10 protein-coding genes are annotated in these 12656 nt (G+C 59.5%); 2 read left to right on the top strand and 8 right to left on the bottom strand.

Going from position 1 to position 12656, the window contains the following annotated elements:
- Positions 1-300: 300 nt before the first annotated feature.
- Entirely contained in the window at positions 301-1305 is a 1005-nt protein-coding gene (gene gluQRS, locus DW003_RS07220; RefSeq protein WP_255413732.1) for a tRNA glutamyl-Q(34) synthetase GluQRS, read from the top strand.
- 15 nt (positions 1306-1320) lie between these two features.
- On the opposite strand, the gene DW003_RS07215 is transcribed toward gluQRS, so the two are convergent.
- The 8 genes from DW003_RS07215 to DW003_RS07180 all read right to left on the bottom strand — a co-directional run bounded on the left by DW003_RS07215 (position 1321) and on the right by DW003_RS07180 (position 10824).
- On the bottom strand, positions 1321-2046 hold the full coding sequence (locus tag DW003_RS07215) for a metallophosphoesterase (RefSeq protein ID WP_118388306.1): 726 nt from the start codon (positions 2044-2046) through the stop codon (positions 1321-1323).
- Positions 2043-2681 carry a metallophosphoesterase gene (locus DW003_RS07210; protein WP_118388304.1) on the bottom strand — a complete coding sequence of 213 codons (639 nt, stop codon included), beginning with the start codon at positions 2679-2681 and terminating at the stop codon, positions 2043-2045. The genes DW003_RS07215 and DW003_RS07210 overlap by 4 nt, the downstream gene beginning before the upstream one ends.
- Before the next feature lie 9 nt (positions 2682-2690).
- Positions 2691-3446, bottom strand: a complete 756-nt coding sequence (locus DW003_RS07205; protein ID WP_118388302.1) for a metallophosphoesterase — start codon at positions 3444-3446, stop codon at positions 2691-2693.
- Between the two features lie 129 nt (positions 3447-3575).
- Positions 3576-3941 carry a hypothetical protein gene (locus DW003_RS07200; protein ID WP_118388300.1) on the bottom strand — a complete coding sequence of 122 codons (366 nt, stop codon included), beginning with the start codon at positions 3939-3941 and terminating at the stop codon, positions 3576-3578.
- 96 nt (positions 3942-4037) lie between these two features.
- On the bottom strand, positions 4038-7382 hold the full coding sequence (locus tag DW003_RS07195; RefSeq protein WP_118388298.1) for a CAP domain-containing protein: 3345 nt from the start codon (positions 7380-7382) through the stop codon (positions 4038-4040).
- Positions 7383-8006: 624 nt separating this feature from the next.
- Positions 8007-9776, bottom strand: coding sequence for an AAA family ATPase (locus DW003_RS07190; RefSeq protein ID WP_118388296.1), 1770 nt, complete (start codon positions 9774-9776; stop codon positions 8007-8009).
- Positions 9777-9837: 61 nt separating this feature from the next.
- Positions 9838-10044, bottom strand: coding sequence for a hypothetical protein (locus DW003_RS07185; RefSeq protein WP_118259925.1), 207 nt, complete (start codon positions 10042-10044; stop codon positions 9838-9840).
- A 42-nt stretch (positions 10045-10086) separates the two neighbouring features.
- A complete protein-coding gene (locus DW003_RS07180) occupies positions 10087-10824 on the bottom strand; it encodes a hypothetical protein (RefSeq protein ID WP_118388294.1) in 738 nt (245 codons plus the stop codon).
- 222 nt (positions 10825-11046) lie between these two features.
- Here DW003_RS07180 and DW003_RS07175 point away from each other — a divergent pair, with 222 nt between their 5' ends.
- Positions 11047-12633, top strand: coding sequence for a hypothetical protein (locus DW003_RS07175; protein WP_118388292.1), 1587 nt, complete (start codon positions 11047-11049; stop codon positions 12631-12633).
- The last annotated feature ends 23 nt before the right edge of the window (positions 12634-12656 follow it).

Genomic DNA, 12656 nt, shown 5'->3' with positions numbered 1-12656 from the left:
CAGGTGTAGCGGCTTTGTGTTGCCGCTAAAACGCTGATTGAGCCTGCGGGCGAAGGGCATAAAGCAGTTGAGCGAAAACGGTTTGCCCCTTTCCCGTTCGCTCGAGGATCATGTCCCCCTTTTCCGCGGAAACCCCGGCAGTTGCGAAGAGCTGCCGGGGTTTCTGTCGTCTTAGGTGCCGAGTTGATGGACAGGTATCAAAGCACCGAGTCTGCGACCCGCCATACGCAATGAGGGGCCTCGACAACTTGCGGACCACAGTGACGCCTCCCCATCGCGCCCCGCGCTATACTCGTCCGCATGGATATCAAAGCACGCAACATAGCAACGCCCGCCGTGGCCACGTCGACGGCGACTCCCTCTCCCACCCCCGTCGTGGGCCGCTTTGCCCCATCGCCCTCGGGCCGCATGCACCTGGGCAACGTGTTCAGCTGCCTGTGCGCGTGGCTTTCGGCCCGCAGCCAGGGCGGCAGTATCGTGTTGCGCATCGAGGACCTGGACGATCGCTGCAAGCGTCCCGAACTTGCGGCCCAGCTGATCGACGACCTGGCCTGGCTGGGTCTCGAGTGGGACGAAGGCCCCTACTACCAGCACGATCGCCTGGATCTGTACGAAGCCGCCTTGCGCCAATTGCAAGACGCCGGCCTCACCTACCCTTGCTTTTGCACGCGCGCCGAGCTCCACACCGCGAGCGCACCGCACGCCAGCGACGGCACGCCCATCTATCGCGGCGCCTGCCGTGCTCTTTCGGCCGAAGAGGTTGCCCGCCGCAGCACCCTGCGCGCCCCGGCCACGCGCCTGCGCGTACCCACGGTCGATGACCTCGCCGACGATGTGGTCGAGTTCGTAGACCGCACGTACGGCGCCCAATGCGAGGCGCTCGCCACCGAGTGCGGCGACTTTTTGGTGCGCCGCAGCGACGGCGTATTTGCCTATCAGCTGGCCGTAGTGGTCGACGACGCCGCCATGGGCGTCACCGAGGTCGTGCGCGGATGCGACCTGCTGGGCTCCACGCCCCGCCAGATCTACCTGCAGCATCTGCTGGGACTTGCCACGCCGCACTACGCGCACATTCCGCTGCTCATGTCGGCGGACGGCCGCCGCCTTTCCAAGCGCGACCGCGATCTGGACCTGGGCGAGTTGCGCACCCGCTTTGCCACGCCCGAAGCACTGCTGGGCTGGCTCGCCGGGCAAACGGGCATCGCGCCAGACACCACGCCGTGCTCCGCCGAGCAGCTGGTCGAACACTTTAGCTGGAACGTCATTCGCGCACACCGCGAGAACATCACCATCATGGCCGAGTAACCAAACGCCCCGCCCCTACGCAACGTCCCAGGGCTGGAGTTCATCGCCCAGGCGAACGATGCAGTCGTAGAGCACGGTGTGGCGCTCGGCCGGGTTGGCATCCCGATGAAAATGCCCGTAGTACCAGCGCTTGTAATCCAGGCGGCCTTCTAGCTCGTCGAAAAATGCCGTAAGCCGATCGACATCGGGGTAATTCCAGCCAGGTGCCGGATAGAGCGTGGGCGAGAGCATGCGCGTGGAACAGGTGTGGGTGATTACGTAGTCGACCTTCCAGCCCACGCTATCGAGCTTTGTCCGCGCTTTCTCAAAGTTGCGCTCACCCGGCAGCTCCTGCGGCCACCAGCTGGAATACGGCACGCGGTATTCCTTGTCCACGCTCGTGGCGCCGCCCATGGTAAAGATCGTTGAGCCGTCGAGCTCAAAGACCTCGCCGCGCGTCAGGCGCCGTATGGGCGAGGTGTCCGATAGGCGCTGTGTCAGCCCACCGTGCCACAACTCCATGGGACGCTCCGCCCAGTGATCGAAGCGCTCGTGGTTGCCGTCGACGAACAGCACGGTATAGGGACGCGACTCGAGCCACGCGATATCGGCGCATTCCTCGGCAGAGAAATCCCACGGAAAGCCAAAGTCGCCCGCGATGATGAGATAGTCGTCGCTCGAGAGCGAGTCGCCGCGTTCCCAATCGCGCAGCTTTTGCATGTCGATGCCACCGTGGACATCGCCCGTCACATAAACCGTCATCGGATTGCCACTTCCCTCTTATAGGCTTCGAGATCGCGCTCAACCTGCTCATCGCCCGTGGCGTTGACCCACCACGGCCATTTAGCGCAACACACCGGCTCATCGACCTGCGCAAACCAAGACTTGAGCTCCTCCAGGCTCACCGGGGCGTAGCCGTTGGCGTCCACGCCCACGTCATAGCGCCGCAGCCCCTGCCGAAGGTTGAACGTGTTGTACGCGCCGCCGCAGCTGTGGATATGCCCATGAAGATGCCAGCCGCCGTGCGACATACCCTGCCAGTCGACCATGGGATAGTGGCTCAGCACAATTTTCTGACGGTCGATCTTGAGCACGCAAATGGGCGCCTCGACGATAAAAGCATCCGCCACCGCAGGCTGCGTCCAGTCTTTGTCGTGGTTGCCGGGCAGCAGATGGACACGCTTGCAGACAATGCTTTTGCGCAGCTCGTAGGCATCTTGGACCGTCATCTTAAAGCTAAAGTCGCCCAAGATGTAAAGCTCGTCATCCGCAGCGACCTTGCTATTAATGCTGGCGACCATGGCGTCGTTCATCTGCGCAACAGTCGACCAAGGCCTATCGCTAAGCCGTAGCATGTTCTCGTGTCCAAAATGAGTATCGCTGGTAAACCAGATCACGGGGACCTCCTAACGCTCTTGCTCGGAATAGTTGCTCGTCGCCTCGCCGAATCCGTCAGCACATCGCGCTTCGATCCGCACGATATCTTGGTAGATCAGGCGATGCTTGTCGTCGCGCCATTCATCGTCATGGTAATGGCCAAAGAACCAGGTGCGGTAGTCGAGTCGCCCGTCGAGCTCGCCCAAAAAGGCCTGCAGCGAATCGTCGTAGAACTCGCGATTGCACTCCATGCACAGCTCGTCTGCCAAATCGACCGGCGCCTCGTGAGTCACAACATAGTCGACCTTCCAGCCCACACGATCGAGCGAGGCGCGACAGTATTCCATCTCGCTCTCACTCGGCATTTCCTCGGGCCACCACGTCTTTCCCTCCCGGCGCCACTGTTTGTCATGGCTCGCGGCGCCACCCATGGCGAGCACCGTGTTCCCCGCGATGTCGAACACCTCTCCGCGCATCAGGTGCAGCACATGCGGGCGAGCCTCGTGAACGAGGCCCCCGTTCCACTCTCGGATCGGCAGCCCCGCCAGCAGATGATAGTTCTCGTGATTGCCGTCGACAAAACACGTAGTCCAGGGCTTGGACTCAAACCAGTCGAGCCAGTATTTGTCGGTGTTTGAGCCACTCCATATAAAGCCAAAGTCGCCGGCAACGATCACCACGTCATCGCGCGTCAGCGTACGGCCCAATGGCCAAACGCGCGACGAGAAGCGGCTCGCCCCGTACTCGGCAACACCGTGAACGTCTCCGGTAACGAAAATGGACATTAAGCGGCACCTCCGTGCTGTGCGACTCTAGACAAATCGATGGCAGAAATTGCGGATCAGCCCCGGCATCCGCACCCCTTAGGGCTTACCCCTCGTTCTTCCATCCAAACGGATCAAACACCCAAAAAACTAGATCGAGCACACTGTTGGCGGGCAGCATGTTGGGCAGGGCGTCTTGCCTCGCTTGAGTGCGGTTGCCAATGGCACGCTCGTTTTAATGGCGTTTCGGGACAAGTTTTTGCATCCCGCAGAACGGTGGTAAATCTTGCCGTTCTTGGTGACGGTTACCTTGATTTTTGAGGTATCCACACTGCGGGGCTCGATGGGCGCGGTCGCTTCTCGATGAGCCGACGCTGTTTTCCAAGGCTTGCCTCTCGAAAAACCAGAGTCGCGGAATCGATTGATATAGCTGTCGAAACATCCATCGAACAGCAACCCCGTTGCCAGGCCCGCCATGAATCCGCAGGCGATCGCGGCCTCTCCTCTAATTTGCATATATCCCTCCTTAATCAATCTTGAAGAAAAAGGCGGCGCGCGCCGCAGAGCCCATGCCCCTGCGGTGCGCGCCAAAAACAGCGCGCTTCCCTGTCCCTAACGGATCAGCTGGCGGCGCTTATCGGACAGGAATACGCCGGCGGCCACCAGGACCGTGCCGCCGATCACGAAGGTCTCACCCAGCAGCTCGGACGCATCGCCCGTGGCGGGCATCGCCGTCTGCCAAGTCGTGGCCTCGGTCTTTGCCTCCGCATGCTTGGCCTGGTACGTCACTTGCGTGACGGGCTGGGTCTGCTCGCCGTTTCCGCGGTCGGCGGCCTCTTGGCGAGCGATCTCGGCGTTAAGCTCGGCAATAGCCTGGTCGAGCTCGACCTTGGCGGCGGTGTAGTTGGCGAGCGCCTCCAAGTATGCCGGCGCCACGGCATCCGTCGCAGCCACGGCGGCATCGAGCTCGGCCTTGGCGGTCGCGGCACGCTCGGCGACATCGTGGGCCGCAGCGATCTTGGCGTTGAGCGCCTCGTCCGCATCGTCAGTGCTGCCGTTGACAATGGCTTCGGCAAGATTGATTCTGCGCGGGCGGTCAACCGCGGCGGCAGAGGCGTCGCGGGCGGCAGTCGCATCCGCCACGGCATCGTCAGCCTCCACCACGTCATACTCGGCATCGCTCACGGCCATCGCCGCTGCATCGAGCGCGGCATCGGCAATCGCTTTGTCCCCAGTGGCCTTGGCAAGTGCTGTGGCGGCATTCTTAAGCTGAGAGGCGCGGGCGGCAGCTGCATCAGATTTTGCCTGAGCCGTTGCCACGACGGCATCGGCATCGCTTACAGCCCGCTGCGCCATATCGAGCTCCGCCTGAGCGTCAGCAGCATCGAAATCTGCCTGATTGGCATCGCCTTGGGCAACAGCGAGCTCAGCCTCCGCTTCGCGCTGATTGGCACGGGCGTCTTCGAGCACAGACGATGCCGCATCAAACGCACGCTGAGCAGTGACGATATCGGCTGAGTACGCCGCCAGCTCATCCTGAGCCGCGGCAAGTGCATCCTGCTTGTCGCCAACGCCGGCACGAGCGGCGTCCAGCGCGCGCTTGGCAGCAGCCACCTTGCCCTTGGCAATGTCGAGCTCGCCAGACTTGGCGGCCACGGCGTCCTGCGCTGCCGCAACAGCGTCGTTGGCAGCGCTCAAATCGGCGCGAGCATCGCTGACGGCACGCGCGGCGGCGTCAGCTGCAGCCTGCTTTTGCGCCACGGCGGCCTGGGCTTCCGAGACCTTGGTGGCCGCGGCATCGATGTTGGCGGCAGCGCGCTCAACCTGGGCTTGCTTTGCCGCAGCGGTTTGCGATGCTGCGTCCACCTTGTTGCCGGCATCGTTGGCAACGCCCTGCGCCGCAGTAAGCTCCTTGCGCGCCGCATCCACGCCTTGCTCGGGATTTGCCAAAGAGTCGCACCACGCGTTCAACGCAACCTCATACTCAGCAACCGTCATCGGATTGACGTTGTACGGCTCGTACCATCGACCAGAATATACGAATGTCTGCGCCTGCGTGCTCCGACCGTACAGCGTCCCACGCGTGCAAACGCCCATGCCCGTCACGGTGTAGCTGGGATCGATTACGTTGATGTAATGGCCGACCGAATCACCATGCTTCGCGGCGTAGGTATCAATCTCGGAACTATGCGCCGTATAAAAATCGTAAGCGGCCTTTCCCGTAAGGCCCGTCGCGCCCAGCGAGGCGGCAGCAGCGTCAAAGACGGCCTTCTCCTGATCGACCCACTGCTTAAACGGATTGCTTCCGTAGTTCCACGCCACATTCTCGCCCACGTTAAACTGCTGAGCGTGCGCGACCTTCGTATCGGAGAAGTTCGCATCGGCAATGGCGGTCGCCATCATGGCATACGTCACCTTGAGCTCACCCAGGCCAACGCTCGCGCGATACTCGTTGCACGCCTTGAGCCACACGACCGCCTGCTTCATGTTGGCCAGGCTCGTCGCATCGGCCTCCTCGCCCACCTTGTTGTAGCTAGCGAGTTTGCAGTTGAGGATGATATCTGCCGCGTCGTTGGCGCCCACGCCCTTAAAGAACGCGATAGCACCCTGGCGGTAGTTCTCCGCCGATGCATTCGCCGTTGCCTGAGCGGCATCGAGCTTGGCCTGGGCCTGAGCCACAGCCTGGTCGGCCTGCTGCTTTTGAGCCGTCGCCTGATCGAGCGCCTTGTCGGCAGCGTCTTTCTCGTCCTTTGCTGCCGAAAGCTTGGCCTGGGCATCGGCCAGCTCCGTGAGCGCGGAGGCATGATCGGTCTTGGCCTGGTCGAGGGCGGCGTCGGCTGCTGTCTTGGCGGCAACAGCGGCACCCAGCTTGGACTGGGCTTCGGCAGCGACCTGTTGCTGATCGGCAACTGCCTGCTGTGCAGTCTGCACCTCGCCCTCGGCGGCACTCACCTCTTGCTCGGCAGCAGCAAGCTCATCCTCGCGCTGCGACTGCGTGGCTTTGGCGGCCGCCAGCGCCTCGGACGCAGCGTTTACCTTTGCCTTAGCGTCCTCGTACTCCGGGCCCGCAGCGCCCTGCTCGGCTCGATCCAGATCGGCCTTGGCCGCGTCATAGCTCGCCTGTGCGGCGTCCACGTCCGCATCTGCCGCGGTCTTTGCCTGCTGAGCTGCCGAAAGCTTGACCTGCGTATCCTGCTGCTTGGCAGCGGCGTCATCGGCGGCAGCCTGAGCATCCGAGAGCCTGGTCTGCGCATCTTCGGCCTGTTGCTTTGCCTGCTCCAAATCGATCGCCGCCTGCTCTGCGGCAGCCTGGGCGGCGGCTACGGCCTCGGGCGTGGCATCGGATGCAGCGGCCTGTGCGGCCTCGAGCGCAGACTGGGCATCGCTTGCCGCCTTCCGGGCGGCAGTCAGGGCTTCGTCCTTGTCCGTCAGGTTCTTCTTGGCGGCATCGAGCGCAGCCTGAGCGTCCTCAAGCGTCTTGACATCCAAATCGGCCTTGTCTTGCGCAGCGCCCAGCTGCTTTTCCAGCTCGGCCGAGGCAGCAGAGGCCGCGCTATCGCTTGCACCGCGGGCCGCGTCATAGGCGCCCTGCGCCCGCTGCTGGTTGGCGGCAGCGGCATCGTAGGGAGCAGCAGCCGCTTCCAGATCGGCCTTGGCAGCAGCAGCTTTGGCACGCGCCGCATCAACTGCAGCCTGCAGGTCGGCGACCTTTTGCGCCGCAGACACAGCACCCGCGCCAGCACCGGCGGCCGCAGCGCTCGTCAGCGGCGACATCACCGCAGCCGTTGCGCCCGCAGCGCCAATGCCATCCGCACCCTGCGCCGCCGCGGCCAGGGGCGACAGCAGCGAGCCGCCCGTCATGGCAATCGTCGCCGCAGCAACTGTCGCCACGCGTCCAGCCGCCTTGGCCTTACCCAAAGCCTTGCCGTTCATGTCCTTATTCATGTTCTTGCTCATTGCCGATTCCTTCCCACGGTGAGCCGTTGTTTGCCACAGATAGTCGATCCAACTTGCCCCATTAAAAAGAGGTGATAACGGGGTAATTAAATTGAGCGAATTGAATCGTGATGAAACTGATCTCCGCAAAAGCCAAACTCATAGTTCCGCTCGCGCTCAATCTCATCTAAATACTCGAGTTCTTCGCTGCATGGCTTCTCTTCATCTAGAAATACAAGCCCGTTCTCTGCGCGAGAACCGACAGTGCAACCAAGGATAGTCTCGAGATTAATGTAACTACTATTATCGTTGTTAAAGGAGAAACTGCTGGTGCTCATGCTCAAGTCCCGTCTACATAAACTCAAATTGCTGTGCTTGGCCTCTTTTAGAGACCCCATCTCATACGCTATGACTGCAGTATATGCGCTCCGCTTGTATGTTGCAAGAACAATTTTATTTTTCTAACGCATATAACGGATGTTCATTTCTGTAAACCGCCTCGCTCTCCCCCGCCGCTCCCTCACTTGTTTTGTTACATGTGTTGAATACCATCCCGTACGGACAAAATCTCACGCAGGGCGGTTAAGACAGTGGCGTCCATGCCACCAGAGAAAATAGAAGAAAGGAAAGAGAAGCAGTCGGCGATTACTCGCACGAAGCGAGCAGCTTCTCAAGATCGCACTCCAATGCCTCACGCTCCTCAACGTCCATCACTGCAAGGGCGACACGCATCAGGGACACCTCGGCGGCAAGCTCCTTAACCTGGTCGGGGCGTTTGCTAAAGTGGTCGTAAATCCGCAGGGCCTCCCCGGCCGCCAGGTACTGCCACTTTTCCAACGAAGGCTTTTCGGACCTGCTCATGGCATCGACCCACTCGCCAAGACCCTGAAAACCGTTGCCCGTAGTCGTGCCGTTCATAACCACATCGAGCGGGCTCAGCAAGCAATCGGGCGTTTTTTTGTACACCAATTTGGTGAGCGTAAGCACCTGGGCAAGGTTGCGATACTGTTCCTTGTCGGCATAGAGCACGTCGTTGTAGCAGGCGCACGCCTTAAGCAGCTCGTGGGCGGCAATGCGCTCCGGCCCATCAAACGGAACGCCGCGCAACAACACCCCAGCAAGATCGAATGCCTTGCCGCCCTGCACGATCTTGTCGAGCGCCGAGCCGTCCACCAAATCCGCCAGCCAAGCAAACTCAGGCTGATACGGCTTATACTCGTCCTCGTCCTCATGCTCCATCCAGTTGCTCACCAGCGCAAGGGCTTCAATCTCTCTCCCGTTCAGAAAGGGCGAATTCTTCCCCATCTCTTCCCGCAAAAATCCCCGCGGCTCATGAGAGTGCTCGTACGCAACCGCAAGCTCCCCGTCGCTCACGACCAAGGTCGCACGGGAAATATAGGTATCTTCCCGCATGTCCCTCCAAGCGTACATCATAAGGGGACGCAGCTGACGGAGCATGCCGCGCGCGCCGGCACCTTCCTTAACCGCGCGCTTCGCCGCAAGGCGAGCAGCATCTGCCGTCAGTTCCATCTTGGCGCCATTTCCCATCATGTTGTTGTACTTGGGCAGGTACTGCTCATACGCAATCTGGACCAGATCGTCCACGCTCAGGGCGTTAAAGTTAATCACCGAGCCAATGCGCCCGCACAGCTCGGACATAATGCCCCAGGTCTCAACATCCTCGATGGTCGCACTGTCTCGCAGCTCGTTTGCCGATTTTGCGGCGGTGCGCACGGCGGCATACGAGGATCCGAAGCCGACCGTGGTGCCAGACTTGTCACCCAGGCGCTTGCGCACCAGAGCGTCCAAGCCCATAAAGGCGCCGCCCAAAATGCAGACAACCTGATCGAGGTTGAGCGATTTCATCGCCGTGCCCTTCTGGCTCTCGCATTCAAACGGCATCTCCCCGCCTTCCAAGAGCTTAAGGAACGACTGTGACGGACTAAAGCTGGACGCAACGTCGCTCCCATCGGGCTCGGCACGAACCGCCTTGTCAAACTCGTCAAAGAGCACCAGGCAGATATCGCCGGGATTGGCAGCCTGATAGTCCGCGACCTGCGACAGGCAGTTGCTCATGCTAGCACCGCGCCAGCCCTCTCCCGTCATGGTGGAGACATCGAACACGAACAGCTTGAGCCCCGCGGCATCCGCCACGGCTTTGATGGTGTGGGTCTTTCCCGTACCGGTAGAACCCATCACCAAAATGGCAGCGGGCGAAAGGACTTCGCGCGGATCGGCGCCGCGTGCCAACATCACGCAGCGGTTGACCTCAAAGCTCAGCGCCGTCACAAAGGCCTCCAAGCTTCCCTCGTGGCCAATAACGCTCTGGCGCGTCTGCTCCACCAGGCGCGTAGGCGCAATTCGATTGAGCAGGTCCTGGTAGCGATCGACGCTTCGATACTGCTTCTGAGTCATGGGTGTTTTCCTTTCAAAACTTGCTTTCTTACCTATGACGTGGGCCCAAGCCCTTAAACTCCTACAGCGCCAGCGAGGTCACCGACTCCAAATAGATCACGTTGCCCGGCTGCGTAAAGACCGGAATGTGGTAGAGCAGCTGCAAAATACCCTGCTTGAGCAGCGGGAACAGGGTGGGATGCAGGACTTCGTACATCAGGGCACCAGCCACAAGAGCGGTAAGTACGGCGAGCAACAGAACCTTTTGAGCGCTAGAGATTAGCGACATGGCCGTTCCTTTCTTTATGCGAGCCTCGGCGCGCGTGATTCATTAATGGCTGGCTGCAATGGCGATGGCGAGGAACGCGAAAACTACGGGGATCGCAAGCGATGCAAACAGAATCCCGGCAAATAGGCCTACCACCACCGCGCACACGACGATGGTCAGTGCGGTGGGCACAAGCGCAAGCAGAGGAGTAACCACGCAGGCGGACGCAAAGCGAAGCCCGTGAAACAGGCACTCATGAGGGAATGAAGCCTTGAAGACTCCTTCGATAATTCGCCACTCAACAATCGTTCCAATGGTTAAGACAACAGCCCAAAGCAGGTAATCATTGGCGCGGGAATCCGAAGCCATCTTTCCGGTAACGCCGGCCCACCAATCAAATGCGGCGGCATAGCCCAGCAAACAGACGATCGCGCAGACGACGGATGCGAATGCGCCCGCACCCTCAATTGCACCGAGCAGCTCGCACATGTCGGATTCACGCTCTCCCGTTAACAGCACGATCCATTTGCGGGCAAGCGCTGCAACGACGCCCACGCCCAGTACAACCCAGTACACCCTAAACGTCACCAGACGCCATGAGTGGAGCGGAATCACCGTGTTGCCCTCGCCGATCTCGAACATAAAGCCGCCGAGCCACGTCGTCAGCAAGCACATCATGTCGACGGCGACAACGTACAGCACAACCGCAAATAGGGTTTGCAGAATCATGCCGACAATATTCATCACAGTTGGCTTCTTGGGGATGTCTGGCTCGATCCTGTACATGTCGTATCCGTTCATTAGCTGTCCTTTCGTTGCTGTCGCAATATTGGTCCGAAGGCCAGACCATTTTTAGAATTTTATTTCTAAAAACTTATCGCAGTTGATACCCTCGCGGATTAAGCTATAAACACTCAATTTCAAATTAATCGGAATTAGGCTGATAATATGAATTGACCGCATCGTGCCATTGCCAACAACGGCGCACTCCATATCGCACAACGTATGTCCGAGGAGGCAATCGTGCTTCTGTCTCGCGCAGAACAAGCCAAGCTAGGCCTTTACCATGCCTACAATCAGGAGCCAGAGCCTCATAGCAGCGCATTTCTTGCAAACCTGGTTTCCTTTATGGTCTCAAAACTCCAGCCAACGCTAAGAGTTCATACGCTTATCGAGTTGTGCTGCCGAGATTTTGAGTTTGCCCAGGACTATGCAGATGGATCCGCATGGTCTATTTGGGGCATCGACCTTAAGGACCCCGAAAACATCGAATTTGGAACTCGCGACACATCCGCTGACCCGTCTTTTTCGTTTACCAAAGCCGATGTCTTTGCCTCAACGCCAGAATCGGGCGCCATGCCCCGTACCGATGAGTCCGTGCTCATCTACTGCAGACCCCCCGAGCAAATCCCCCTCACTCAATTTGAGCCCTCGCTCGAAATTGCAAATGAGCATGTTCAGGATTTCCTTACGTCGAGGGCCCATCAACTGCAAACACTTGTCGATGTACCAAGCCCGCTTTCGGTCAGCGAATGGTATTACGTTTTTCTCGCAGCTTCCCTTGCATGTGAACGTCCGAATTCCATTGCGGTCGTACAAGTCTCCAACCGACTGCTCAACCTGGCACGCGCCGCAGACGGGCGCCGTCTGCTCTGCCAGCTTGGACTATTGACAGCGATAGTGTTGCTTCCCAATACGATCGCAGCCAATAGCGATGGCTATGCCCTACTATTTCTAGGCGACCGCAAACCCAACGAGCCATATTTCCTCTTTGATGGGCGGTCATTTGATGACAAGCCCATGACAAGTGAGCTCATGCATCAGATCCAAGACTCGATTAGCCATGCTTATGCCGAAACAACCGATGCAACGCATTGGCATCTCGGCGATCGGGGTGCTGAAAAAATCTGGCCTTTACTTCCGAAAGCTAAAAGCACCTCTTTTGCAGAGGAGTCCTTCGTTCGCTTTGGCACCGTAGCGGACATACGCCGCGGCATTCCGCGTAGCACCCTTTTAAAGGTGCCACAGATGGGTCTTGGCAGAACGGACCGACGAATCGACTGCTACTACTTATCGCTTAAACACTTAGTCGATGGAACGACCATCGGTTTCGAAGATCTACCCGAGCGCGTATCCGATACGGATATTTACGATATGGGCGATACGGATCCAGGTTATTTCTATCGTCTCAAACCGCTGGGCGAGTATGAAACCTGCATAATGATCTCACGCTTCGGACCGCCATTTAAGCTGGCCCTCGTAGTGCCGGGAAGCATGAAGCGCGAGCCGGCACCCCAGAAACCCCAGTTATGCCCTAAGCTCATTGTCCCTTGCGATGTCGTCTTCTGCGCATCCTTTAAAGATGAACTACTAGCACGGTTCTTCTTAGCCTACCTGTCATCCGATGAAGGACAGCAGAAGCTCTTGGCCTCCTCGCACGGAGACTCGCTTGCACAGCTATCTCCCAAGGACCTGCGAAGCATGACCGTGCCTGTTCCCGGGCGAGCGGAGCAGGAGCGCTACGCGCTAGAGTACGAAGCAAAGCAGTGCGCCTACGAGGACGCCCTTAAGCAGGCGGAACATTACGCTGCGAGCAAGGGAACGATGTAGCGACCGAGGCCGGCAGACTGTCC

It is taken from the genome of Collinsella sp. AF36-3AT (assembly GCF_003475205.1).
In the GTDB taxonomy this organism is placed as follows: domain Bacteria; phylum Actinomycetota; class Coriobacteriia; order Coriobacteriales; family Coriobacteriaceae; genus Collinsella; species Collinsella aerofaciens_AF.
The sequence above is the reverse complement of the archived record's forward strand: the minus strand, read 5'-3'. Positions and strand labels throughout refer to the sequence as shown.